Source organism: Pseudomonas sp. B21-054 (genome assembly GCF_026016345.1).
In the GTDB taxonomy this organism is placed as follows: Bacteria; Pseudomonadota; Gammaproteobacteria; order Pseudomonadales; family Pseudomonadaceae; genus Aquipseudomonas.
In genome coordinates, this window is record NZ_CP087204.1 from 3,040,730 (window position 1) to 3,066,327 (window position 25,598).

Consider the following 25,598-nt stretch of genomic DNA (forward strand, 5'->3'; position numbering starts at 1 on the left):
GCTTATCGGTTATTGGTTTCATCCATAGGATTGTCCCCAATTGATCGCCTGGTCGCGATCCTCACTTGGAGAGCACTCATATGAAACTTCTACACATCGACTCGAGCATCCTCGGCGACAATTCCGCTTCCCGCCAATTGAGCCGTGAAGTGGTGCAGGCCTGGCAAGCCGCCGAAGCGGATGTGGTTGTGACCTACCGTGACCTGGCCGCCGACGCCATCAGCCACTTTTCCGCCCAGACCCTGGTCGCCGCCGGGACCAGCGCCGAGCTGCGCGACGCTGCCCAACGACACGAAGCTGAACTCAGCGCTACCACCATGGCCGAATTCCTGGCGGCAGACGCCGTGGTTATCGCCGCGCCGATGTACAACTTCACCATTCCGACCCAGCTCAAGGCCTGGATCGACCGTATCGCCGTGGCCGGGCAGACATTCCGCTACACCGAAGCAGGTCCGGAAGGTCTGTGTGGCGACAAGAAGCTGGTGATTGTTTCTACTTCGGGCGGGCTGCATGCCGGCCAGCCAAGCGGAGTGGCCCATGAAGAATATCTGAAGGTAATGTTCGGTTTTCTCGGCATCACTGACATCGAGTTCGTCCGCGCCGAGGGCCTGGCTTACGGTGACGACATGCGCACCAAGGCCATGAGCGAAGCCAAGGCGCAGATTGGCGAGCAATTCGCCGCTGCGTAAGGCTTGTGTAAAAACACCAGCCCTTCGGGCAAGCTGCGTAAAACTCTGTATTCTGGTCGTCATGGACGGCCAGGGTGCGGAGTTTTTCTGCGTCTGGCATCAGGCTTTTGTGGCGCAGGTTATGCACGGCCAAAGCGGCAAGCGACAGGGGCCTCCTGTTTGCTGGTGAGGATAAGATTCGATGACACGTTTTGGTGCAGGGTTACTGCTGTGCTTGCTCGCCAGCCTGGGTTCGGTGCAGGCCGCGCCGGCGCCGCATCCGCATTGGAGCGCCGGTTTTCATGAACTGAGCTTTCTCGATCCGCTGGATCAGCAGCCGATGCACGCCATTGCGTTCTACCCCTCTACCGCCAGGGAGCAGTCCAGCCTGCTGGGTGGCTACCAGATCGACGCCGCGCCAGAAGCCCAGATCGCCATTGGCCGTTTTCCGTTGCTGATGTTGTCCCACGGCAACACCGGTACACCACTGGCCCTGCATGACCTGGCCACCTCCCTGGCGCGCAAGGGGTTTGTGGTGGTGGCGGTGATTCATCCCGGCGACAATGCCCAGGACCACAGCCGGCTCGGTACCCTCAGCAACCTGTACGGCCGGCCGATCCAGATTTCCGAAGCCATCACCGCGACGCTGAATGACCCGATGCTTTCGCCGTTCGTCAATGCCGGGCAAGTCGGGGTGATCGGTTATTCTGCCGGTGGCGAAACCGCGCTGATTCTCTCGGGTGCGACGCCGGACCTCAATCGCCTGCGCCATTACTGCCAGGAGCGGCCGGATGACCGTGACGCCTGCAACACCCAGGGCGAGTTGATCGCTGACCGTGACGACCTGCAGCCGGTGTCCGACCCCAGGGTTCGGGCACTGTTGCTCATGGCACCCTTGAGCCTGAAGTTCGGCCGTCATACCCTGGCTGACGTCCATGTGCCGGTGTTGTTGTACAGCGGGGATGGGGACAAGCTGGTGGCTTTTGATAAGAATGCCGCGGCGTTGGCTCGCAAACTGCCCACGGCACCGGATTTCAAGACCCTGGCGGGGGCGGGGCATTTTGTGTTTCTGGCGCCATGTACCGATGAGCAGATTGCGGCGATGCCGGCGTTGTGTACTGATGCTGATGGTGTTGATCGTAAAGACATTCATCGCACTATGATTTCGGAGGCTAGCCGGTTTTTCAGTGATGCCTTGGGTACGTCGAGCCGGGCGGGGTTGAGGACGGCTGATCAATGATCGGTGGCTATGGTCTTTTCTTAGAGTGGTGTGTATATCCGTTTTTTCGGTAACGGCGGCTGGCGGTTCCGCCCTTACGGCGGGTCACTTTCGAAAAGCGCGAAAGTAACCAAAGCGCTCATGCCCCACCACTCGGTGCCTCGCTAGGGCTCGGCATGCCCGAACGCAGGCATTGCTCCGTGGGCCGCCGCGAAGGGCCATCCATGGCCCAGCGCGGCTACCTCGGCATCCATGCCGAGGTGCCCACTGCGCAATACCTGCGTTCGGCCAGCGTGGTTAATGGGGCGTCGAGATCAAGATCAAGATCTAAAGCAAAGCAAGAGCGGGGGGTATATCCAGCATCTGTGTGGCTGGACCACCGCTATCGCGAGCAAGCTCGCTCCCACATGGAGTGGCGGGTGTTCACAGCATCTGCACACGACACAAAAAACCTGTGGGAGCGAGCTTGCTCGCGATGGCGTCGGCACAGCCAACATCACCACAAACTGCCCCTCCGCTTTCGCGAGAGCCCGCTCCCACATGGGGTTGTGGGTGTTCACAGCATCTGCACACGACACAAAAAACCTGTGGGAGCGGGCTTGCTCGCGATGGCGTCAGCACAGCCAACATCACCACAAACTGACCCTCCGCTATCGCGAGCAAGCTCGCTCCCACATGGAGTTGCGGGTGTTCACAGCATCTGCACACGACACAAAAACTGTGGGAGCGAGCTTGCTCGCGATGGCGTCGGCACAGCCAACATCACCATAAACTGTTCGTCCGCTTTCGCGAGCAAGCCCGCTCCCACAGGAGGAACGCATTCACGCTAAGCCAGGTCGGCTATAAGGCCGCCTCGCGTGCGCTTTTGATCTTAGGCGCCCCGTTAAACCACGCTGGCCGAACGCAGGCATTGCGCAGTGGGCAACCCGGCATGGATGCCGGGTTAGCCGCGCTGGGCCATGGATGGCCCTTCGCGGCGGGCCCACGGAGCAATGCCGGAGAGAGGGCACACCGAGCCTAGGCGAGGTGCCGAGTGGTGGGGCAAGAGCGTTTTGCTTACTTTTGCGCTTCTCAAAAGTGAGCCGCCGTCAGGGCGGAACCGCCGGTAGCCGTTACCGCAGCAACGGATATACACCCAAAACTACGCCCACAAATAAAGCCGCGCAACTATCGACCCCCCCGAAAAACAGCAATCAATAATCGGCTCTTACGGCTCGACGCCTCAGCAGCAAAGTCAATCCCAACCCAATGATCGACAACAACGCAGCACAGAAAAAGATCGACGAATACCCCAGGTTCAAAGCCACCGCCCCCATCAACGGACCGGCAATCGCCAACGCCAGGTCAAAGAACACCGCATAGGCACTCAACCCGGCACCCCGACTGGTGTTCGGCACCTGCTTGATGGCCTCCACCCCCAACGCCGGATACACCAGCGACAGCCCGAAACCTGCCAGCCCCGCGCCGATCAGCGCGAATGCGGTGGAAGGCGCCAGCCAAAGCAACACCAGCCCCAGGGTTTCAATGCTCATGCAGACAATGGCCGAACTGAAACCACCGAAGCGGGCAATGCTGGAAATGAACAATAACCGCGCCAGAATGAAACAGACCCCGAAGACCGTCAGGCACCAGGCCGCGCCGGTCCAGCCGCGACTGACGTAAAACAACGTGATGAACGTGGTGAGCGTGCCGTAGCCGATCGAGGCCAGGCTCAAGCTCGCCCCGTACGGCGCGATGCGCCCGAACACCGCCCAAAAAGGCAGGCGCTCGCCGCGAATCACCGGCACCGACGGCTTGTTGCGAATCATCAACAGCGCAGCACCGGCCAGCAACGACAAGGCGACGCCCAGGCTGACGAAGCCCAGCTCACCGACCATCACCACCCCCAGCGGCGCGCCGATGGCGATGGCCCCGTAGGAGGCGATGCCGTTCCAGGAAATCGAGCGGGCCGTGTGTTCCACGCCGACCTGGCCCATGCACCAGCTGATCGTACCCACGCCAATCAGGCCTTGGGCCACGCCGAGCAACAAACGGCCGGCAACCAGAATCAGCAGGCTGGGTAGCGGGAAACTCTGCAGCAAGGTCGAGATCAACGTCAGCACGCCGCTGAGCACAATCCCCGACAACCCGTAGACGATCGCCCGCTTGGTGCCGACGCTGTCCGACAGCCGCCCGGCCATGGGCCGGCTGAGCAGGGTCGCCAGATACTGCGAGCCGATGGTCAGCCCGGCTACCACCGCGCTGAAGCCCAGCTGTTCATGGACATACCCTGGTAGCACGGCAATCGGCAGGCCGATGCAGAGGAAGGCGATGAAGGTGTAGAAAACGATGGAGACGATCTGCAAGGTGATCGACAGGGAACTGGAGGCAGAGGAGGGCGTGGGCATGGGGCTCGTTCGCGGGCGGCGGTAAGAGAGCTTCATCATGGCGCGAGGTGGGGATAAAAGAAAGCAGGCTAACTAAATGTACTGGCGAAGACGGAGGTTCAGTTTGAATTGATGTTGAATGTGCCGGCCTCATCGCGAGCAAGCTCGCTCCCACAGGTTTTCTACCCTTGAAATACAAAAAAGCCCCGTCACAACGGACAGGGCTTTTCACTTGCAGCTTGAAGCTTATCGCTCAGGGCTGCGCTTAGAACACCACACCCTGACTGCGCAGGTAATCGTCATAGGTGCCGCTGAAGTCGACCACGCCATCGGCGCTCAGTTCGATGATGCGGGTGGCCAGGGACGATACGAACTCACGGTCGTGGCTGACGAAAATCAGCGTGCCTGGGTAGTTTTCCAGCGCCAGGTTCAGCGCTTCGATGGATTCCATGTCCAAGTGGTTGGTCGGTTCGTCCATCACCAGCACGTTGGGCTTTTGCAGGATCAGCTTGCCGAACAGCATGCGACCCTGTTCACCACCGGAAATGACCTTGACCGACTTGAGGATCTCGTCGTTGGAGAACAGCATGCGGCCCAAGGTGCCACGCACCAGTTGTTCGCCGCCCTGGGTCCATTGGCCCATCCAGTCGAACAGGTTGACGTCGTCTTCGAAGTCGTGGGCGTGGTCCTGGGCGTAGTAGCCCAGTTCGGCGGCGTCGGTCCATTTCACGGTACCGGCATCCGGTTCCAGTTCATTGACCAGGGTGCGCAGCAACGTAGTCTTGCCGATGCCGTTCGGGCCGATGATCGCCACGCGCTCGCCGGCTTCGACGGTGAAGCTGAAATCCTTGAACAGCGGCTTGCCGTCAAAGCCTTTGGCCATGCGCTCGACGATGACCGCCTGGCGGTGCAGTTTCTTGGTCTGCTCGAAGCGAATGAACGGGCTGACACGGCTCGATGGCTTGACCTCGGCCAGTTGGATCTTGTCGATCTGCTTGGCGCGGGAGGTGGCTTGCTTGGCTTTCGAGGCGTTGGCCGAGAAACGGCTGACGAACGATTGCAATTCGGAAATCTGCGCTTTCTTCTTGGCGTTGTCCGACAGCAGTTGCTCGCGGGACTGGGTCGCCACGGTCATGTACTCGTCGTAGTTGCCCGGGAACAGGCGCAGCTCGCCGTAGTCCAGGTCCGCCATGTGGGTGCAGACACTGTTCAGGAAGTGACGGTCGTGAGAGATGATGATCATCAGGCTCGAACGCTGGGTCAGCACGTTTTCCAGCCAGCGGATGGTGTTGATATCCAGGTGGTTGGTCGGTTCGTCGAGCAGCAGCACTTCCGGGTCGGAGAACAGCGCCTGGGCCAGCAGTACACGCAGTTTCCAGCCTGGCGACACTTCGCTCATCGGGCCGAAATGCTGCTCGATGCCAATCCCCAGGCCCAGCAGCAGTTCGCCGGCGCGGGATTCGGCGGTGTAGCCGTCCATTTCGGCAAACTCGGTTTCCAGCTCGGCCACGGCCATGCCGTCTTCTTCGGTCATTTCCGGCAGCGAATAGATGCGATCGCGCTCGGCCTTGACCTTCCACAGTTCCTCGTGACCCATGATCACGGTGTCGATCACGGTGAATTCTTCGTAGGCGAACTGGTCCTGGCGAAGTTTACCCAGGCGCACGTTCGGCTCGAGCATCACCTGGCCGCCGGACGGCTCGAGGTCGCCGCCGAGGATTTTCATGAAGGTCGACTTGCCGCAACCGTTGGCGCCGATCAGACCGTAGCGGTTACCCGCACCGAACTTGACAGAGACGTTTTCGAACAGTGGCTTGGCGCCAAACTGCATCGTGATGTTAGCTGTAGAGATCAAAGGTTTATCCTGCGGAACATTCAGAGTAGCTAAGGGTGCGGCAGTACCTGTTCAGTACCTGTTTGCGCGGGTCCCGACCGCGCAAAGGCGTCGCGGTCGCAAGCGCAAGGGTCCATCCGGCATAAGAGGACAGCAGCATACGGAGCGCCTGGCCCGAATAGACGTGCGCCGAAGCCGTGGTTCGCGGTATCGGCCAAAGGGGGCGCGTGATGTTTGGCGGCGATTGTACTGATCTGGCCGCATTAACGATAGGGTATTGCCCGGGCAAGACAGTTTTTCACATTTGAAGGGTAACTTTCGGTTACAAACTCTGGCTAAAATGCCATCTCACTCGATGCCTTCCCCCTTTGCCGCTTGGCTGGCCGGGGAAAGTAGCCCCATTTCACTCCTGATGTGTGACGGAATCCGTGAAGCTCATCATTGTCGCGATCTATATCTTGTCCATCAGCTATGTGCACCTGCGCGGGCGCGTGCGACATGGATTGGCACGCCAGTTGAGCGACCACTCGTCCTTTCTCGCGCCGATCAATTCCCTGCTGTACCTGTGTTCCAGGTTTCCCAGCAAACCGTTCCTCAATCCAGCGGACTTCCCAGACTTGAGCCCGTTGCAAGCCCATTGGGAAGAGATCCGGGCCGAAGGCCAAAGCTTGCTGCAGGCGGGGGAGATCAAGCGTTCCAGTCAGTACGATGACGTCGGCTTCAACTCGTTCTTCAAGACCGGCTGGAAGCGGTTTTACCTGAAGTGGTACGGCGACAGTCATCCTTCGGCCATGAAACTGTGCCCGCGGACCACGGAGCTGGTGCAGAGCATCGGTTCGATCAAGGCGGCGATGTTCGCGCAGCTGCCACCGGGTTCGAAGCTGGTGCGTCACCGTGACCCATATGCGGGGTCCTACCGCTATCACCTGGGCCTGGAAACGCCCAACGACGCTGGCTGCTACATCAATGTCGATGGTGAGCATTACCATTGGCGCGATGGCGAAGCGGTGATGTTCGACGAGACGTTCATTCATTACGCCGAGAACACCACCGCCCATAACCGCATCATTCTGTTCTGCGATGTGGAGCGGCCCATGACGTTTCGCTGGGCCACTGCGTTCAACCGCTGGTTCAGCCGCACCGTGATGGCCGCCGCCGGTGCGCCCAACGACGCCGGCGACAAGACAGGTGGCTTGAACCGGGCGTTTTCCAGGCTCTATAAAATACGACTCCAGGGTAAAGCGCTGAAGAAGCGCAATCGCAAGCTGTACTACCTGCAGAAATGGGCGTTCTTCGGCGGGCTGTTGGCGCTTTTCGTCTGGATCTGAATGACCTTCCCGCGGCTTTGATTCAGCGTTTCCACGTTCGCGCTTGGCAATGCTCGAATCAGTCGCTGGGTTTTTGCGCCTCCAGTTGTTCCCACATCCGCGCGGTGATCCGTTGTCGATGGTTGTAGCCTTCCCAAGGATCGGCGCCCAGGCCCTTGGCCCGTTCAAGGGCTGTATGGATGTCCCATTGCTGGGCGTTGCGCAAACCGTCCAGTTCGGCACGGGCAATCGGGACGGATACCGGCAGGCCTGGCCGGGCTCGTACTGAGTAGGCCGTCACGGTACTGGCGCCCCGGGCGTTGCGCAGGTAATCGACGAATATTTTCCCGACGCGGTTTTTTGGCCCCATGGTCGCGGTGATCCGTTGCGGCATCTGCCGGGTCAGGAACTGAGAGATCGCCTTGGCAAACGCCTTGGTGCTGTCCCAGCCTTCACTTCGCGCCAGTGGCACGATGACGTGCATGCCTTTGCCGCCACTGGTCTTGAGAAAGGCCTGCAAACCCAGCTCGTCGAGCAGCGACAGGGTCAGGCGAGTCGCCTCGAGCATGGCGCGCCAAGGCAGGGATGGGTCGGGATCCAGGTCCAGGACGAACTGGTCCGGCGTTTCGATCCGGTCGTGGGTGGCCGTCCAGGTGTGCAATTCCAGCGTACCCATTTGTGCCGCGCTGATGAGCGACTGCACGCTGTCGATTTCCATCAGGGCGGCATGGCCAGGGTCCAGCGCCGGATCCAGTTGTTTGATATGGGGAATGTCCAGGCGATCTGCGTGTTTCTGGAAAAACTGCTCCTCACCGATCCCGTCTGGAGCCCGCAACAGGGCAACGGGGCGCTGCTTCAGATGGGGCAGGATCCACGGGGCAATGTCGGCGTAATACTGCGCCAGTTCGGCTTTCTGGACGCCGCTGACACTGTCGATGACGCGCTCGGGATGGGTAATCGCCACACCGCCGACTTCCACGGCGCGGGTTTTGCTTCGGCGCTGGGGCTTGGGTGCCAGGGGTTTTATTGGCATGGGTTGTTCACGAACAATCTTATGGGTAGGGGGATTGGCCGACAGCCCCAGAAAAACCGCCTGGCGGACAAGGCCGTCACGGGTCCATTCGGCGAATTCGACTTCGCAGGCCTGAGTCGGCTCCACCCAATGCACGCTGCGGCTCTGCGTGGCGTTGAGCGGTTCGGCCAGCGGCGCCGTGTCACGCTCCTGGGCACAGAGTTGCTCATGCAATTGCTTGAGCAGGGATTGAGTGAATCCGCTGCCGACCCGGCCGGCATAGACCAACCCAGACGGTCCGTTGACCGCCAGTAACAGTGCGCCGAAACCGTTGCGCTTGCCTTGCGCACGGGTGAACCCGACGATCACGAAGGCTTGGCGCAGGCGACACTTGAGCTTGACCCAGTCGGCGCTTCGCCGGGACATATAAGGGCTGCCCAGGCGTTTGCCGACCACGCTGTCCAATGCCAGGGCAATGGCGCTTTCGAACATGTCGTGCTGGCTGGCGGCAAATGCCTCGGAAAACCGCAGGCGCTTGCTGGCGTTGTTCTTCAGGACCGTCTTAAGTGCCGCGCGGCGTTCTTCCACCGGCTTCTGGCGCAGGTCGACGCCATTGAGAAACGGCGCATCGAACAGGAAATAGACCATGTCGACGCTGCGGCCGATTTCGAAAGCCTGGCGCAGGGCGGCGAAGTCAGAGTGCCCGGTATCGTCCAGCAGGACCAACTCACCGTCGAGCCAACTGTCCTCCAGGTTCAACTCGGCCAGGGCGTCGGCATGCAGCTTCAGCCGGTCGGTCCAGTCCTGCTGTGTACGATTGATCAGCCGCACTTCGCCGTGTTCGATGCGGGTCAGCAGTCGATAGCCATGGAATTGCACTTCATAGAGCCACTCACCGGACGGAGGTTGCTCCACGGGGGTAGCCAGTTGCGGCGAAAGGCGTTCGGGAAGGCGGTTTTCGTCGGCGGTCCTGGCCCGTCGGGTGCGATGGGGCGACGATGGCTTGTCCTGCTCGGCATCGGACAGGCGGGCGTATTCACTCTCGGCATTGGCCATGACAGATTCCTTTGTATAACGGGCGCCCGGGTCTAGCCCCGAGAAGCCTTGGTGGCTTTTTTAGCAGGAGTGGACTTGCTGGTCTTCGTCGGTTTTGCCGCGGTTTTTGCAGCGGCTTTGTCCGCCGCCTTGCCTTTGCCACCCAGGCTGCGCTTGAGTAGTTCGGTGAGGTCGATGACATCGGCGGTCTTGCGTTGTTCTTCCCCCGGGTCGGTCTCCACCGCTTCGAGTCGGCCTTCGTTGGCCTTCTTCTCCACCAGTTCCATGATCTTGTCTTCGAAACTGTCGCGGTATTGCTCCGGCTCCCAGTCGGCGCTCATGTCCTCTACCAGGCGCTTGGCCATATCCAACTCACCCTTGGCCAGGGTCGGATGAGTGACCTCGTCGCCCAGCTCCAGGATGTCGAGTTCACGCACTTCCGCTGGCCAGCGCAGCATCACCAGTACCAGGGCCGACTCCAGGGGCATGAGGGCCGCCAGGTGCTGGCGGGTGTGGAGCACGACGTGGGCCAGGGCCACTTTGTTGGTCTTGATCAGGGTTTCACGCAACAGCGCGTAGACTTTGCCGCCGCGCTTGTCTGGCGCCAGGAAGTAAGGGGTGTCGATGTTTTGCAGCGGAATCTTTTCGCTGTCGACGAAGGAAAAGATATCGATGGTCTGGGTGGACTTGGGATGGGCGGAACGGATTTCCTCTTCGCTGAGCAGCACATACTGGCCTTTTTGGTATTGCACGCCTTTGACGATGTCTTCCTTGGTCACTTCTTTACCCGTGACCTTGTTGACCCGCTTATAGCCCACCGGATCCATGCTGCGCTTGTCCAGCCAGTCGAAATCCACACCCTGGGACGAGGTGGCCGACACCAGCGCCACAGGAATGTGGACCAGTCCGAAACTGATTGCGCCTTTCCAGATTGCCCGTGCCATGGTGGAATTTCCTTGCCGGTGAATTGGTCTTTCTGGTGACCCTGGGGGCCTGGGAAAAGTTTCCGCCGCGTGCTGCCCTGACGCACTGTGGAAGGCGGCTTGGAGACGCTTGGTTACATGTTCCCGGGGATTTTTTACTTAACAACGGCGAACCTGCGGCGTAGCGTGTTTTCGATATGCCTGAATCCATGAGGAACTCCAATGAACAGGCTAATGGTTGCCATCATGACGCTATTACTGGCCACCGCTGCCCAGGCCGCAGTGCCTGGCGAGGGTGCCGTGCTCGTGGCGCAGAATCTGCCCGGCAACAACAACCCCTATAACAGCCCGACTCGCCGGGCCAATCCCAACAGCATGCAGGGCATGCAGCCCAACGTGCCGACGATCCGCAATAACCCGACGATTCCGACGCCTCGTCCACCAACCCTGGAAAACGGCGGCATTGGCAATGGCTACCCGCGTTCCGGCAAGCCGCCGGCTTCGCCACGACCTACCCTCGAGTACACGCCGCCGCCCAGGAGTACGAACAACGGCGATCGCTAGGCGCTGAATCCTGGCTGTTTCTTTTCACACCACAGAAGGAAGTGTGCATGTTGCGTAAAACACTCCTGGCTGCCCTTTGCGCCAGCGCTGTTCTAACCCTTGCCACGCCGGTTTCTGCCGCGCAAACCCAATCGATGAAAAGCGAGGAGGGCACCCTGGAGGTGACCACCGTGGTCAAGGGCCTGGAACACCCTTGGGCGGTGGCGTTCCTGCCGGATCAGCAAGGCATGCTGGTCACGGAGCGCCCCGGCAACCTGCGACTGGTGAGCCCCGATGGTCGGTTATCGGCGCCGTTGAGTGGCGTCCCCAAGGTCTGGGCCAAGAGCCAGGGCGGTTTGCTGGATGTCGTACTGTCGCCGGACTTCAAACAGGATCGTACCGTCTACCTGTCCTATGCCGAGGCAGGTGAAGACGGCAAGGCCGGCACCGCAGTGGGGCGCGGGCAGTTGTCACAAGACTTGAAGCGGCTGAACGGTTTCGACGTGATCTTCCGCCAACAACCCAAGCTGTCCACGGGCAACCACTTTGGATCGCGCCTGGTTTTCGACCGAGACGGTTACCTGTTCATCACCTTGGGAGAAAACAACGACCGTCCGACGGCCCAGGACCTGGATAAGTTGCAAGGCAAGATTGCGCGCATCTACCCCGATGGCAAGGTGCCGGACGATAACCCCTTTGTCGGGCAGGAAAACGTACGGCCCGAGATCTGGGCCTATGGCATCCGCAACCCACAGGGGGCTGCCCTCAACCCCCGCAACGGTACGCTGTGGGAGAACGAGCACGGGCCCAAGGGCGGCGATGAACTGAACATCATCGAGCGGGGCAAGAATTACGGCTGGCCGCTGGCGACCCATGGCGACAACTACTCCGGTGCCCCGATTCCCGAAGCCCAGGGCAAGACGGTGCAAGGCACCCTAGGTCCTCACCATGTCTGGTCGGTGTCGCCGGGGCTCAGCGGCATGGCGTTCTATGACAGTGATCGCTTCAAGGCCTGGAAACACAACGTATTCATTGGTGCGCTGGTGTCCAAGAACCTGATCCGTTTACAGCTTCAGGGCGATAAGGTCGTGCACGAGGAGCGTTTGCTCGGTGAACTCGACGAGCGTATCCGTGACGTTCGCCAGGGGCCGGATGGTTACCTGTACGTGCTGACGGATGAAGGGGACGGGGCGTTGTATAAAGTCGGCCTCAAATGATACGACGCGAGCTCTGGTCACGAGGACCGATGGCAACACTTGATATTGTCCATTGACTTGCTGCCAACGCACCGCTAATTTCCAGCCATGACTTTTACCGTACTGCGCAGCCAGGCCAGCATTATTACCGCCATTCCTTATTTGGCGGGCTAGCTGACGACTGCACCCAACCCGCCCTAGAGGCGGGTTTTTTCTTTCTGTCTCCAGGGTTGCATCCAAACCAGGAGACCGCCATGACCGCTACCCACACCGAACAAGCCCTGCTGGAACACTACGTCAAAAAAATCCTGGCCGCGCCGGTGTACGAACTGGCCGTGCGCACACCACTGCAAGCGGCCCCTGCGTTATCCGAAGCCCTGGGGAACCGGATCCTGCTCAAGCGTGAAGACCTGCAGCCGACCTTTTCCTTCAAGATCCGCGGCGCCTACAACAAGCTGGTCCAGTTGACCCCGGCGCAGCGGGCCCGTGGCGTCATCACCGCATCGGCTGGCAATCATGCCCAAGGCGTGGCGCTGGCGGCGCGGGAGCTGGGTATCTCGGCGAGCATCGTCATGCCCGTGACCACCCCGCAACTCAAGGTGCTGGGCGTGCGCAACCGGGGCGCTGAAGCGTTGCTGTACGGGGAGAGTTTTCCGTTTGCCTTGGAGTATGCACTGGACCTGGCCCGGCAGACTGGGCGGGAGTTCGTATCGCCTTTCGATGATCCGGACGTGATCGCGGGGCAGGGCACCGTGGCCATGGAAATCCTGCGCGAGCACCCCGGCAGGCTGGACGCCATTTTTGTCCCGGTCGGTGGCGGTGGGCTGATTGCCGGCATCGCGGCCTACGTCAAGTACCTGCGTCCGGAAGTTCGTATCATCGGGATCGAGTCAGAACACTCGGCCTGCCTGCAGGCGGCGTTGCTGGCTGGGGAACGGGTGACGCTACCGAGCGTGGGGACCTTCGCCGATGGCGTGGCAGTGGCGCAGATCGGCGCTCATGGTTTCGAAATCTGCCGCTTCTGTGTCGATGAAGTCATGACCGTCACCGACGATCAACTGTGTGCCGCAATCAAGGATATCTATGACGATACCCGCTCAATCACCGAGCCGTCGGGTGCCTTGGCAGTGGCGGGCATCAAACAGTACGTGGCCCGGACTGGCGCGCAAGGGCAAACCCTGGTGGCCATCGATTCCGGAGCCAATATCAACTTTGACAGCTTGCGCCATGTGGCCGAGCGCGCGGCGATCAATACAGCTTGTCGCCCGAGTCACACTTTTTTTGAAGCAGGCGACGGATGCCCTCTCACCCTGTCGCAATAGGCGCTACTCTGGTTTTCGACAGGAAGAAAGCGATTGCAGTTTGCAAGGTTCTTTTACCGTTACCTTGCATTCTGCACGGGCGCTTCGGCGCCAGGCAACGGTAAGTACTTGATTTGAATCAAGCCTGGGTATCGCGAATTCGGGCATGTTATTTGCGAGATGGTCTGGGAGTTCGCCTTACTGGGGCTCAATTATTAGAAATGCCAAAAAACGAACGAACGGCGCGGTATTCGTAGTCCCAGTCCGCATGGAAGATCGGACGAAAATACAGCCGTTGTATATAAATTGGCCGCCTCAACAGGAGAGAGTTGCCATGTTTTTATCTGCCCTCGAAATGCGAAACATCATTGAAAGCAGCTTGCTGCCCAAGCGCTCGCAATGCACGTTGTCACCCGATTTGTCCATGACGATCAAGATCTACGACGATCATGAAACCGACCGCGTAGCGCTGGTAAAAACTGGCATCGATGCGCAAAAACTCACCGGTTGCCGCGCAATCAACGATCTGATTGCCGAACTGCGCACCGAACTCGGTCAGAACCAGCACCACAGTCCTGTCGGTAACCATTTTCATCAGCTACATCGGATGACCGGGCGCTAAATAAACACCCTGTTCAATCCCATCGACGCCTGGCCCGGTCTTTATCCGAGCCGGGCGTTCTGTTATCCGGGTAGTCCCCGTCAATTTTGGTTGCTGCAGGAATCCGATAGCTTGCGGTATGAGACATCACGGGTTTGCCCCGCCTTGTCGATATACACCATCTGCGCAGTCACGACCTTGCAATAAGGCGTCGACGGCTCTTTCAGTGATACCACCTTTTTGATTTCCAACGGCATGCCATAACGGTAGGGCGTGGGTTGTCCAGCGTTGTCGGCCTGGGCCAGCACGCTTATGCCCGTCAGGATAAGCAGGGATGATGCAGCGATTAATCTACGAATATCCATGAGCGTCTCCGCAGCAGAGAGAAATCGACCGGATGTTTCAACATCGGGCCTGCCGCGTGGGGCCTCAGGAGGGATACGCGGTCCGGGACAGTCTCGGATCGTGGGATTAAACGAGGGTTAAAGCCAAGCGATTGGCTTTTGTCAGAGCAGTCGCTGCCGAAGGCACGGCGGCGTTCGGCAGCGGCTTGGATGCGTCAGCTCAATTGCTGTCGGTAAGGCAAGTCTGGCCCAGTCTTTGCGCAGGTCATGGCTGCGGCGCGTATGGCGAAGTCGAGCATGCTGCTGATCTGCTCCCGGCTCAGGGTGTTCAGGCCTTCGACCGAATCCAGTTGCTGTTCAGTGAGCCAGGTGATCAATGCGGCCTGGAAGGTGTCGCCGGCACCCACGGTGTCGGCAATTTTCACCGGGCAGGCGGGCATCGACCACGAGCCGTGTCGGCGACTGAACACCGCTGCGCCCTGGCCGCCGCGGGTCAGGAATACCAGCTGGCAACGGTGCTTCAGCCAGCCATCAATGACCGCTTGTGGTTCAAGTTCGGGGTAGAGCAGGCCTAGGTCTTCGTCGCTGACCTTGATCAGGTCGGCGTATTGCACCAGCGTGGCGATTCGCGAGCGCCACAGGTCGATATCCGGCTGTGGATTGAGGCGCACGTTCGGATCCAGGCTGATCAGGCGCTTGCCGCTTTCGCGCTGCACCAGGGCCAATAGGGTGTCGGCGATCGGCTGGACCACCAGGGAGAACGAGCCAAAATGCAAGCCGCGCACCTCTGGGCCCAGCGCCGGTAGATGGGCCGGGCTCAACTGTCGGTCCGCGCAACCTTCGCCACGGAAACTGTAGTGGGGCGAGCCGTTGGCGCCGACGGCGACCATCGCCAGGGTCGTCGGCGCATCGAAGTCCAGCAGGTATTGGGCGCTGACGCCTTCGTTGAGCAGTACTTGCTGCAAGCGGCGGCCAAGGTAGTCGGTGGACAGCCCGGCAAACAGCGCCGACTCGACACCCAGGCGCCGCAAGCCGACCGCCACGTTGAACGGCGAGCCGCCGGCAATGGCCTTGTAGTTCACCTGCGAGGCAGGACCATCCGCCTCGGTTTCACTGAAAAAATCAAACAGCGCTTCACCACACACCAGATACATAGTTGAACGCTCTCAAAGGGTTGCGACGTGTTGTCGATAAAGTTCATAAGCGTGTTGGGCGGCCGCGACATGCTCGGCGATGGGCCGGGTTTCGCTGGCCGGGTCGAGCTTGACGCAGCGCTCGCACAATTCGGCAAGGCTGTCTTGCGCGCCTGAATGACACCACGCCGCCTGGATCGCCGCACCCAATGCAGCCGCTTCGCTTTGTTCGGTGCAAATGACTGTGGTGTCCATGATGTCGGCGACGATCTGCCGCCACACCGGGCTCTTCGAGCCACCGCCGATCAGGCGGATGCTCTGGGCCTCGAGCCCGTTGGCCCGCAACAGGTCCAGGCCGTAGCGCAAACCGAAGGTCGTGCCTTCGACCACGGCGCGGCACAGGTTGGCCCGGGTCAGGTTGGTGGTGGTCAGGCCCAGCAGGCTGCCGGTGGCATGGGGTAGGGCAGGCACGCGCTCACCGTTGAGAAACGGCAACATGCATACGCCCTCGGCACCAATCGGAGCCTGCGCCACCAGGGCGTTGAAGGCGTTGATGTCCAGCTCCAGCAGCTCGCGTATCGCGCCAGTGGCGTTGGTCAGGTTCATGGTGCAGATCAACGGCAGCCAGCCACCACTGGAAGAACAGAACGTTGCCACCGAGGCTTGCGGGCTGACCGCAGGCTCCGCGGCGTAGGCGTACACCGTGCCGGAGGAACCGAGGCTCATGGTGATCACGCCGGGCTGGATATTGCCGGTGCCGATGGCGCCCATCATATTGTCACCGCCACCGCTTGCCACCACGGCATTGCGGTTGATGCCCAGGTGCGCGGCAATGGCCGGCAGGATCCGACCGACCGGTTGGTGAGCGTCGATCAGTTCCGGCAGCGCCGTTTGCAAGCGGCCGCTGGGGTCGATGTGTTGCAGCAACGCGACGTCCCATTGACGGGCGCGCACGTTGAAATAGCCGGTGCCCGAGGCATCGCCGTATTCGCTGCAGTGGCGGCCGGTGAGCCAGTAGTTGAGGAAGTCGTGGGGCAGCAGGATGCTGGCGATGCGTTCAAATAGCTGGGGATGCTGCTCTCGCGTCCAGAGTAGTTTGGAAACCGTGTAGCCCGGCGCGATCACCACGCCGAGGCGTTCGAGGCTGCCGTCTTCACCGCCCAGGTGCGCCAGGAGCCGATCGTTTTCCGGCGTTGTCTCGGTGTCACACCATAGCTTGGCCGGGCGCAAAACCTGGCCCTGGTCGTCAAGCAGCACCAAGCCGTGCTGCTGGCCGGAGACGCCGACGCCGAGGATCGCCTGGCCATCGACTCCGGCGGCGGCCAGCGCCTGATGGGTCGCCTGGGTGAAGGCGTCAAGCCATTGCCGGGTGTCTTGTTCGCGGCATCCGTTAGGGCCGCTGATCATGTCGTGTCCGGCGGCACCCAGGCCCAGGACCTGGCCGCTGGCGGCGTCGAGGATCAGGGCCTTGGTGCCTTGGGTGCCGCAGTCGATGCCCAGGAACAGTTGTTGGTTTGCCATAGAAATCCTTGATATCAATGAACCGTCAGCACAGAACTGTTTGGACCGGGACATGGAACCTGTGGCGAGGGGATTTATCCCCGCTGGGCTGCGAAGCAGCCCTGACACTGACTACTCAGTGTGTCAGATTCACATGTCTTGGGGACGCTTCGCGTCCCAGCGGGGATAAATCCCCTCGCCACAAAAAGCGACCGCGTCCGCAGGTTTAGTCTGCGTCAGCCAACACGCGCTCAAGCGTTCGCGTGACGCCATGCTCGCGCAAGCTATTACAGCACCATTCGAATGCTGCCACGAACTCCGGTGAACGGGGGATCGCCGTACCAAAGATTTCTTCCACTTCCAGCATCCGCTGGGTCACCAACGCATCGTCAGCCACCAGCGCCTGGCAGAACGCCGCCCGTGGATCGGGGATCGAATAGGTCAAGCCATTCTCGTCCACGCCCTTCAGGTAAACGGCCCAGGCGGCCACCACCAGCGCCGCGCGCCGGGTTTCAGCGCCGTCGGCAATCAGCCGGTTGATAGTGGGCACGGTAAATTTTGGAAATTTCGACGAGCCGTCCGAACAGACCCGTTCCAACTGGTCGGCAATCGCCTGGTTGGAAAAGCGCTCCACCAGGGTGTTCTTGTAGTCGGTCAGGTCGATACCCGGCACTGGCGCCAGTTGCGGCGTCACGTCCAGGTCCATGTAGGCCCGTATGTAACGCACGAATAGCGGATCATTCATGGTCTCGTGGACGAAGCGATAGCCCTTGAGAAAGCCCAGGTAGGTCAGCGCCAGGTGACTGCCGTTGAGGAGCTTGATTTTCATCTCTTCATAGGGCGAAACGTCATCGGTGAACTGCACCCCGACCTTTTCCCAGGCAGGGCGGCCGTTGACGAATTTGTCTTCCAGCACCCATTGCACGAAGGGTTCGCAGACCACCGGCCAGGCATCGTCGATGCCATGTTCGTCATGCAGTTGCAGGCGATGGGCGCTGCTGGTCATGGGGGTGATGCGGTCGACCATGGCGTTGGGGAAGCTGACGTTATGTTCGATCCACTGGCCCAGCTCGGCGTCGCGCAAGGCGGCGAAGGCCAGCAGCGCCTTGCGGGTCACGGCGCCGTTGTGGGGCAGGTTATCGCAGGACATCAGGGTGAACGCCGAGGTGCCGGCGGCGCGGCGCTTGGCCAGGGCTGCGCAGAGGAAACCGAAGACGGTCTTCGGTTCGTTCGGGTGGGCCAGGTCATGTTGGATCTGCGGCAGGTGGGCCATGAACTCGCCGTTGCTGTCGTCAATGCAATAGCCACCCTCGGTGATGGTCAGCGAGACGATGCGGATCTGTGGGTCGGCCAGTTTGTCGATCAGCGCCTGGGCGCCATCTTCGGCCAGCAGCATGTCGGCGATGGCGCCGATCACCCGGACTTCGGTGTCGTCCGTGTCGCCCAGTTCATACAGCGTGAAGAGATAGTCCTGGCCGGCCAGGTCATCCCGGGCGCGACGGTCTTCGGCCCGCAAGCCAACGCCGCAGATGGCCCAGTCCAGGTCTGCACCGGTGTTCATCAGCGCATCGGTGTAATACGCCTGGTGGGCGCGGTGGAAGCCGCCGACACCGATGTGGGCGATGCCCTGGCGAATCTCGCTCAAGGAATAGGCGGGCAGGGCGACCTCGGGGCTGAGGTTGTGCAGGTTCTGTCGGTTGAGTTTCATCACAAGTCTCGGCAATCAGGCGGCGACGCGCAGCGCACGGGTGACCGCCACGCCCTCGGCATCGAATAGGTGGCAGTGTTCAGCGTCCAGGTGCAGGCTCAATTGCTCGCCAAAACGGCTCGCCAGGTCGCCGCGAACGCGCATGGTCAAGGCTTCGCCGGACGCGGTGACGACGTGACAGAAGGTGTCGCTGCCCAATCGTTCGCTCACATCAGCGGTGACTTGCAACGTGCAATCGCCCGGTTGTGCCAGGTTCAAGTGCTCCGGACGAATTCCCAGGGTCACCGCGCCGCCAACGCTCAGGCTGGCGCCGCTCAATGGCAGGCTGATACGGGTGCCGGCATCCAGCAGGACTTCACAGCCCTGGCCTTCAAGCCGCGTGACCTTGCCTTTGAGAAAGCCCATTTTCGGTGTGCCGAGGAACCCGGCGACAAACAGGTTGGCCGGTTGGTGATACAGCTCCAGCGGCGAGCCGACCTGTTCGATGCGCCCGCCATTGAGCACCACGACCTTGTCGGCCAGGGTCATGGCTTCGACCTGATCGTGGGTCACGTAGATCATGGTCGCCTGCAGTTCCTTGTGCAGCCGGGCCAGTTCCAGGCGCATCTGCACCCGAAGTGCGGCGTCGAGGTTGGACAACGGTTCGTCGAACAGGAAGATTTTCGGATTGCGCACGATGGCCCGGCCAATCGCCACGCGCTGGCGCTGGCCGCCGGACAGCTGCTTGGGCTTGCGCTCGAGCATCGGCCCCAGCTCAAGGATGCGCGCCGCTTCGTTGACCTTCTTCTCGACCTCGGCCTTGGGCACGCCGGCCAGGTCCAGGGCGAAGGACATGTTCTTGCGCACGCTCATGTGCGGGTACAGGGCGTAGGTCTGGAACACCATCGCCAGGTCGCGCTTGGCTGGGCTGACTTCGGTGATGTCTCGGCCGTCCAGTTCGATGGTGCCGTCGCTGACCTCCTCAAGGCCGGCGATCAGCCGCAGCAGCGTGGACTTGCCGCAGCCCGACGGGCCGACAAACACCACGAACTCGCGGTCGTTCACCTCAAGGTCGATGCCCTTGATGATGGAGAAGCCTTCGAAACCCTTTTGCAAATTCTTGATTTTCAGATTGGCCATGAGGATGGGCCTCCACTTCTGATGATGGTGTAGGGCGCGTTATTTCACGGCGCCGAAGGACAAACCGCGTACCAGCTGTTTCTGGCTGATCCAGCCAAAAATCAGGATCGGCGCGCAGGCCAGGGTCGAGACGGCGGACAACTTGGCCCAGAACAAACCTTCGGGGCTGGAGTAGGACGCGATCAGTGCCGTCAATGGCGCGGCTTTGGATGAGGTGAGGTTCAGTGACCAGAAGGCCTCGTTCCAGCACAGGATCAGCGACAACAGTACGGTGGAGGCCAGGCCCCCCTTGGCGATTGGCAGCAGGACGCGAACCATCTCCTGCCACAGCGTGGCGCCATCCAGGCGCGCGGCTTCGAGGATGTCGCGAGGAATGTCCTTGAAGTAGGTGTAAATCATCCAGACCACGATCGGCAGGTTGATCAGCGTGTAGATGATGATCAGCGCAATCCGTGTATCCAGCAGGCCAAAACTCTTGGCCAGCAGGTAGATCGGCATCAGCACGCCCACCGGCGGCAACATCTTGGTGGAGAGCATCCACAGCAACGTGCCTTTGGTGCGCTGGGTTTCATAGAACGCCATGGAGTAGGCCGCCGGCACCGCAATCAGTAGGCACAGGGCGGTGGCGCTGAAGGAAATCACCACCGAGTTCCAGGCGAAGCTGAAGTAGTTGCTGCGCTCGTTGATGTGCAGGTAGTTCTCCAGCGTCGGCGTGAAGATGAACTGCGGCGGCGTGGCGAACGCGTCGATTTCGGTCTTGAAGCTGGTCAGCACCATCCAGAAAATCGGGAAAAAGATCAGGATCGCGATGGCCCAGGCCAGCGTGCCCAGCAGCAGGCTTTGCAGGCGACGGGATTGTTGAAGAGTCATGGCGACGGCCTCATTGCTTGTCGGTGAGGTTTTTGCCAATCATCCGGACCAGGATGATGGCGGCGATGTTGGCGATGACCACGGCAATCAAGCCACCGGCCGAAGCCATGCCGACGTCGAACTGCACCAGTGCCTGGTTGTAGATCAGGTAGGCCAGGTTGGTGGAGGCGTAGCCAGGGCCACCGTTGGTGGTGGTGAAAATCTCGGCGAACACCGACAGCAGGAAAATCGTCTCGATCATCAGTACCACGGCAATCGGGCGAGCCAGGTGCGGCAGGGTCAGGTGCCAGAAAATCGCGATGGGGCCGGCACCGTCCAGGCGCGCAGCCTCTTTCTGTTCCTGATCGAGGGACTGCATGGCGGTCATCAGGATCAGAATCGCAAAGGGCAGCCATTGCCAGCTCACGATGATGATGATCGACAGCAGCGGGTAGTGGGCCAGCCAGTCCACCGGTTGCGCGCCGAACAGTTTCCACACCGAGGCGAGGATCCCCGAGACCGGATGGAAAATCAGGTTCTTCCAGATCAGCGCACCCACGGTGGGCATGATGAAGAAGGGTGAAATCAGCAGCACCCGTACGATGCCGCGACCAAAGAACTCACTGGCCTCCAGCAGGGCGCTGATCAGCACGCCGAGCACGATACTGATCAGCAACACGCTGCCCACCAGCAGCAGGGTGTTGGTGGCGCCGGGCATGAAGCCCGAATCGGTCAGGAAGTACGTGAAGTTCTCCAACCCCACGAATTCGTTTTCGCCGGGGTAGAGCAGGTTGTAGCGGATCATCGAGAAATAGACGGTCATGCCCAGCGGCACGATCATCCACAACAGCAACAAGGCGACCGAAGGGCTGACCAGGAACCAGCCGGGGTTCGCCAAACGGACCTTGCGGGTCGGTGGGGCAATCTCGATGGGGGCTTTGGCGGTTGTCGTTGAACTATTCATGGCATTGAACCGATTTTGTGCAGGCCTACAAAAATCCCCTGTGGGAGCGGGCTTGCTCGCGAATAGGGCAGTACATCCAACATCAATGTGACTGACAGATCGCTTTCGCGAGCAAGCCCGCTCCCACAAAAGGCGGAGCGGCGGCGCGGGTTACTTGGGATACCCAGCGCGTTTCATCTCGCGTTCGGTGGTGGACTGCGCGGCGGTCAACGCCTGGTCCACGGTCTGCTGGCCGGTCAGCGCGCCCGAAAAGAATTTGCCCACCTGGGTACCGATGGCCTGGAATTCGGGAATGGTCACCAACTGGATGCCGACGTAGGGCACAGGTTTGAGGGTTGGCGCTTTCGGGTCGGCGACTTTCAACGACTCCAGGGTCACCTTGGCAAACGGCGCGGCCTTCATGTAGTCGTCGCTGTAGGTCGAGGTGCGTGTGCCTGGCGGTACGTTGGCGATGCCGTCGGTCTTGGCGACCAATTGGCCGTACTCCTTGGACGTCGCCCACGTGGTAAAGACCGTGGCCGCGTCCTTGGCTTTGGAGCTGGTCGGGATGGCCAGCGACCAGGAGTACATCCACGAGGTGCCCTTGTCGGTTTTTTCGTGGGGAGCGAAGGTGAATCCAACGTGATCGGCCACCTTGCTCTGGGTCTTGTCGGTGACGAACGAGCCGGCGACGCTGGCATCGACCCAGATCGCGCATTTGCCGCTGTTGAACAGCGCCAGGTTTTCGTTGAAACCGTTGCTGGACGCGCCTGGTGGGCCGGATTTCTTCATGTTGTCGACGTAGAAATTCAGTGCTTCCTTCCACTCGGGCCCATTGAATTGTGGCTGCCACTTCTCATCGAACCAGCGTGCGCCATACCCGTTGGCCAGGGTGGTGATCAGTGCCATGTTCTCGCCCCAACCGGCCTTGCCCCGCAGGCACAGACCATATTGTTCCTTGGTCTTGTCGGTGAGTTTTTCCGCGAACTCACCGATCTGGGTCCAGGTCGGGTGTTCGGGCATGGTCAGCCCGGCGTTCTTGAACAGGTCGGTGCGGTAGTAGGTGATCGAGCTTTCGGCATAGAACGGCAGGGCGTAGAGCGAGCCCTTGACCGACAGGCCTTCGCGTACGGAGGGGAATACATCGTCGAGGGCGTAGCTGGCCGGCAGATCCTTCATCGGCTCCAGCCAACCCTTGGCGCCCCAGAGTGCAGCTTCGTACATGCCAATGGTCAGCACGTCGAACTGCCCACCCTGGGTGGCAATGTCGGTGGTCAGGCGTTGACGCAGGACGTTTTCTTCGAGCACCACCCAGTTCAGCTTGATATCCGGGTGCTCGGCCTCGAAGGTTTTCGAGAGCTTTTGCATGCGGATCATGTCGCTGTTGTTGACGGTGGCAATGGTGAGGGTCTGTGCGCCGAAACTGACGCTGCTGAGGGTCATGCAGGTGGAGACAAGCAGAGCTTTTACCGAAGGTTTCATCGCGCACTCCTTTTCCGCGCCCAGAAGGCTGCAGAAGGACAGTTATTGTTTTTGTGTCTTCCGGATGAAGGGAAGAATGTGCGCTGATTACAGCCCTCTATGGACGGCGTGACAAATCATCCGTCGCACTTGTGCTGATACTTTTTTGCACTGGATGGGATCCATGCCTGTCGGTTCAGGCTGCGGGGCGGGGCAAAAAAAGTCTCAGCCCTGGTTCTGCTCGGTCAACCGCTGCACCGCCAGGCGCCGGTAGTGGGAAGGGGTCATGCCCTTGAGTTGCTGGAAACGCCGGTTGAAATTGGAAATGTTGTTAAACCCCGACTCGAAGCACACGTCCGTCACCGGTTTATCGCCGTCGGCCAGCAACTCGCAGGATTTGCTGATGCGCAACCGATTGACGAATTCGATGAAGCACCGGCCGGTGGCCTGTTTGAACACGCGGCTGAAGTACGTGGGCTTCATGCCCAAGTGCTCGGCGACCTCTTCCAGGGACAGCTCCCGGGCGTAGTGGGCGAAAATGTAGTCCACCGCCCGGTTCGTGCGGTCGATGCTGTGCTCGTCTGCCGCTTGCGGGGCGGTGGCGTCGGAAAGCAATTGGTAGTCATCCGTGGCGGCCAGCAGCTCCATCAGGATGAAAAAATGCCCCAGGCGGCTCATGCCCTGGGAGTCGGCGATGCGCTGCATCAGGATCATGGCCTGGCGGATGGTGCGCTTGCAACGGAACTCGATGCCGTATTGGGCGCGTTCGAGCAGCGGTGCGACTGTCTTGAGCTCGGCGAACACCTGGTGGCCGCTTTCGAACAACTCGTCGGTGAAATTCACCAGCATGTCGCGCTTGGGTACCACTTCATCCTCGGCCACCTGGCTGATCCAGTTGTGGGGCAGGTTGGGGCCAGTGAGGAACAATGACTGCGGATAGAAGTTGCCGATGTAATCGCCAATGAACACCTTGCCGGAGCTGGCGACGATCAGGTGCAGCTCGTATTCCTTGTGAAAATGCCAGCGCACCAGCGGGCAGGGGAAGCCGTGCTGGCGATAGATGATGGACAGCCCGTTGTGGTCGTCCATCAACTCATAGGAAGGATCGGTGACTCTGGCTGTTCGGGTCATGTGCCTGGCGCTTTTGTTGTTATCGCCACTGATAATGCCCCCTTCGCCGCACAGGTGCCACCCCGGAGAGGATGTGGGGACTGGCGTCGGCTAGAGGGTGCGGTTTTTTGCTGCAATCCACTGGGACATGTATTGGGTGCTCTTGTGCTGGTGATGACGCAGCATGCTGCCAGTGAAGTTGTCCCTGCGTCGTTGTGCAAGTTCGGCACGACAGGCCGTGATGCTTTCAATCAGTGCCGGGCCATGTACCTGTCGCTGGTATCGGCTCGCCAGCAGGGCCAGGCCGGCGTCCTGGGCCTGGGTCCAACGCGCCGGGTCGCTATACAGCTGCACCGCCGCATGGGCGATGCTTTCGGCGCTTTGGGCGATCGATCCAGGCCAGGGCAACTCGCCGTGCATGGCTTCGGCGCCGATGGGCGTGGTGACGTTGGGCGTGCCACAGAGCATGGCCTCGATCAGTTTGCCCTTGATACCGGCGCCGAAACGTAGCGGCGCCAGGCAGATACGGGCCGCCGACATGACCTGCAAGGCGTCTTCGGCCCAGTTCATGATGTGGAACCCCTGGGCCGGATTGTGCAGCGCGGCCGCCTTGGGCGGGGTGTAGGCACCATACAGATGCAGTTGCGCACCGGGCAGTTGCTGGCGGATCAGCGGCCAGACGGCATTTTTCATCCAGAGCACCGCGTCCCAGTTCGGCGCATGTCGGAAATTGCCGATGCTCAAGAAGTGCGCCCGGTCTTCGAACGGCACGAAAGGTTCGTTCGGCAGGTCCAGCATCAACGGGCACCAGTGCAGCAGGCTGCGGGGCAGTTTGAAGTGTTCCACCAGCAGTTCGATTTCAACCTCGGACACCATCAGGTTGAGGTCGCAGCGGTACAAGGCGGCGATTTCCCGCTGGGCCAGGTCGGTGCTGGCCATCAACTCGAACTCTTCCCGCAGGGCCGGGGCGAAAAGGTCGCTGAAATCCTGGGAAGCGCCATCGGCCTTCAAGCGCTCTCTCAGGCGCTGGTGGCGGGCGTGGCGCAGGCTTTGCAGATCGGACGTCTCCAGCACGCGCAGGGCGTCGGGGCAGTGTTTCTCGACTCGCCAGCCAAATTGCTCTTCCATCATGAACTGGTCGAACAACACGATATCCGGGGCCAGCTCACGGATGAACCCATCGAAACTGTCGCTATTGAGTTCGATCGGCACTTCGTGGATGCCCAGTGCGATCAGGTCGGCGCGGTTTTCACCTGGGCGTGCCGGGCTGCTGAACGTGATGTCCCAGCCTTGCCCGAGGAATGTTTCCAGGAGCTGCATGACGTGCCCGCCGGCAGCCGATGAGCGCGGCTCGGGCCAGACATAGCCGATAACCAGGACCTTGGTGGCGGTGGGGTGACGCATGAGCAGGTTTTTCCTTGAGGCG

General features: G+C 60.6%; 21 protein-coding genes. 7 read left to right on the top strand and 14 right to left on the bottom strand.

Going from position 1 to position 25,598, the window contains the following annotated elements; translation table 11 throughout:
• The first annotated feature begins 80 nt into the window (after positions 1–80).
• Together LOY70_RS13690 and LOY70_RS13695 are read left to right on the top strand one after the other, a co-directional pair.
• The gene (locus LOY70_RS13690; RefSeq protein ID WP_265037524.1) at positions 81–689 is read left to right on the top strand and encodes an FMN-dependent NADH-azoreductase; all 609 of its coding nucleotides are present in this window, start codon (positions 81–83) and stop codon (positions 687–689) included.
• Between the two features lie 181 nt (positions 690–870).
• Positions 871–1,908 carry an alpha/beta hydrolase family protein gene (locus tag LOY70_RS13695; RefSeq protein WP_265037526.1) on the top strand — a complete coding sequence of 346 codons (1,038 nt, stop codon included), beginning with the start codon at positions 871–873 and terminating at the stop codon, positions 1,906–1,908.
• A gap of 1,172 nt (positions 1,909–3,080) precedes the next feature.
• Here the strand turns inward: LOY70_RS13695 and LOY70_RS13700 are convergent.
• Together LOY70_RS13700 and LOY70_RS13705 are read right to left on the bottom strand one after the other, a co-directional pair.
• Positions 3,081–4,274 (bottom strand): MFS transporter, encoded by a 1,194-nt coding sequence (locus tag LOY70_RS13700; RefSeq protein WP_265037528.1) that lies wholly within the window; start codon positions 4,272–4,274, stop codon positions 3,081–3,083.
• 244 nt (positions 4,275–4,518) lie between these two features.
• Complete coding sequence (locus LOY70_RS13705) at positions 4,519–6,108, bottom strand: ABC-F family ATPase (protein ID WP_003181279.1); 1,590 nt, start codon at positions 6,106–6,108, stop codon at positions 4,519–4,521.
• 407 nt (positions 6,109–6,515) lie between these two features.
• Between LOY70_RS13705 and lpxO the strand changes: the two genes are divergently transcribed.
• A complete protein-coding gene (gene lpxO / locus LOY70_RS13710; protein ID WP_265037532.1) occupies positions 6,516–7,415 on the top strand; it encodes a lipid A hydroxylase LpxO in 900 nt (299 codons plus the stop codon).
• 58 nt (positions 7,416–7,473) lie between these two features.
• Here lpxO and ligD read toward each other — a convergent pair whose 3' ends face one another.
• Positions 7,474–9,462: a DNA ligase D gene (ligD, locus tag LOY70_RS13715; protein ID WP_265037533.1), complete on the bottom strand. Its 1,989-nt coding sequence runs from the start codon at positions 9,460–9,462 to the stop codon at positions 7,474–7,476.
• A gap of 32 nt (positions 9,463–9,494) precedes the next feature.
• Positions 9,495–10,385 (bottom strand): Ku protein, encoded by an 891-nt coding sequence (locus tag LOY70_RS13720; protein WP_265037534.1) that lies wholly within the window; start codon positions 10,383–10,385, stop codon positions 9,495–9,497.
• A gap of 201 nt (positions 10,386–10,586) precedes the next feature.
• Between LOY70_RS13720 and LOY70_RS13725 the strand changes: the two genes are divergently transcribed.
• The 4 genes from LOY70_RS13725 to LOY70_RS13740 all read left to right on the top strand — a co-directional run bounded on the left by LOY70_RS13725 (position 10,587) and on the right by LOY70_RS13740 (position 14,026).
• The gene (locus LOY70_RS13725) at positions 10,587–10,928 is read left to right on the top strand and encodes a hypothetical protein (RefSeq protein WP_265037535.1); all 342 of its coding nucleotides are present in this window, start codon (positions 10,587–10,589) and stop codon (positions 10,926–10,928) included.
• 47 nt (positions 10,929–10,975) lie between these two features.
• Positions 10,976–12,124: a PQQ-dependent sugar dehydrogenase gene (locus LOY70_RS13730; RefSeq protein ID WP_265037536.1), complete on the top strand. Its 1,149-nt coding sequence runs from the start codon at positions 10,976–10,978 to the stop codon at positions 12,122–12,124.
• Between the two features lie 233 nt (positions 12,125–12,357).
• Positions 12,358–13,425 (top strand): threonine ammonia-lyase, biosynthetic, encoded by a 1,068-nt coding sequence (gene ilvA, locus LOY70_RS13735; protein WP_265037537.1) that lies wholly within the window; start codon positions 12,358–12,360, stop codon positions 13,423–13,425.
• Between the two features lie 313 nt (positions 13,426–13,738).
• A complete protein-coding gene (locus tag LOY70_RS13740) occupies positions 13,739–14,026 on the top strand; it encodes a DUF1652 domain-containing protein (protein ID WP_265037538.1) in 288 nt (95 codons plus the stop codon).
• 80 nt (positions 14,027–14,106) lie between these two features.
• On the opposite strand, the gene LOY70_RS13745 is transcribed toward LOY70_RS13740, so the two are convergent.
• The 10 genes from LOY70_RS13745 to LOY70_RS13790 all read right to left on the bottom strand — a co-directional run bounded on the left by LOY70_RS13745 (position 14,107) and on the right by LOY70_RS13790 (position 25,576).
• Positions 14,107–14,370 (bottom strand): DUF2790 domain-containing protein, encoded by a 264-nt coding sequence (locus tag LOY70_RS13745; RefSeq protein WP_265037539.1) that lies wholly within the window; start codon positions 14,368–14,370, stop codon positions 14,107–14,109.
• Positions 14,371–14,564: 194 nt separating this feature from the next.
• The gene (locus tag LOY70_RS13750) at positions 14,565–15,503 is read right to left on the bottom strand and encodes a carbohydrate kinase family protein (RefSeq protein WP_265037540.1); all 939 of its coding nucleotides are present in this window, start codon (positions 15,501–15,503) and stop codon (positions 14,565–14,567) included.
• Positions 15,504–15,515: 12 nt separating this feature from the next.
• Positions 15,516–17,003, bottom strand: a complete 1,488-nt coding sequence (xylB, locus tag LOY70_RS13755) for a xylulokinase (protein ID WP_265037541.1) — start codon at positions 17,001–17,003, stop codon at positions 15,516–15,518.
• A gap of 205 nt (positions 17,004–17,208) precedes the next feature.
• Complete coding sequence (locus LOY70_RS13760) at positions 17,209–18,690, bottom strand: mannitol dehydrogenase family protein (protein WP_265037542.1); 1,482 nt, start codon at positions 18,688–18,690, stop codon at positions 17,209–17,211.
• Positions 18,691–18,705: 15 nt separating this feature from the next.
• A complete protein-coding gene (locus LOY70_RS13765) occupies positions 18,706–19,809 on the bottom strand; it encodes an ABC transporter ATP-binding protein (protein ID WP_265037543.1) in 1,104 nt (367 codons plus the stop codon).
• Between the two features lie 39 nt (positions 19,810–19,848).
• Entirely contained in the window at positions 19,849–20,679 is an 831-nt protein-coding gene (locus tag LOY70_RS13770) for a carbohydrate ABC transporter permease (protein WP_025213455.1), read from the bottom strand.
• 10 nt (positions 20,680–20,689) lie between these two features.
• The gene (locus LOY70_RS13775) at positions 20,690–21,622 is read right to left on the bottom strand and encodes a carbohydrate ABC transporter permease (protein ID WP_123341299.1); all 933 of its coding nucleotides are present in this window, start codon (positions 21,620–21,622) and stop codon (positions 20,690–20,692) included.
• 150 nt (positions 21,623–21,772) lie between these two features.
• Entirely contained in the window at positions 21,773–23,083 is a 1,311-nt protein-coding gene (locus LOY70_RS13780; protein WP_265037544.1) for an ABC transporter substrate-binding protein, read from the bottom strand.
• 204 nt (positions 23,084–23,287) lie between these two features.
• A complete protein-coding gene (locus LOY70_RS13785; RefSeq protein WP_265037545.1) occupies positions 23,288–24,193 on the bottom strand; it encodes an AraC family transcriptional regulator in 906 nt (301 codons plus the stop codon).
• Between the two features lie 90 nt (positions 24,194–24,283).
• Positions 24,284–25,576, bottom strand: coding sequence for a glycosyltransferase (locus tag LOY70_RS13790; RefSeq protein WP_265037547.1), 1,293 nt, complete (start codon positions 25,574–25,576; stop codon positions 24,284–24,286).
• Positions 25,577–25,598: the final 22 nt, after the last annotated feature.